This is a genomic window from Belnapia sp. AC561, assembly GCF_979252845.1.
In genome coordinates this window covers 1-238 of record NZ_CEEDBP010000480.1, presented here as the reverse complement: position 1 = coordinate 238, position 238 = coordinate 1, and the positions used below count along the sequence as shown (strand labels likewise).

General features: G+C 70.6%; 1 protein-coding gene. It reads left to right on the top strand.

Annotated elements, in window-relative coordinates:
- Positions 1 to 7 precede the first annotated feature (7 nt).
- Positions 8 to 238: FAD-dependent monooxygenase (locus AC0IW9_RS31930; protein WP_471652293.1), on the top strand; the 231-nt coding region annotated here is incomplete at its 3' end.

The following is a 238-nucleotide window of genomic DNA, read 5'->3' as shown; positions in this document are numbered from 1 at the left end:
CGACGACATGACCCTCGCCCGCTACGGCCATCACACCTTGGCCATGCCGGTGGGCCGCAGCCTGGCGATCATCGGCGATGCCGCGCATTCCACCAGCCCGCAACTGGGCCAGGGCGCCAACATGGCGCTGCTCGATGCCCGCGCGTTGGTGCATGCCTTGAATACCAGCGACGACCTGGCCAGCGCCCTGCCCCGTTACGCCGCCTCGCGCCGCCGCCATGTGCGCACGTTCCAGGCG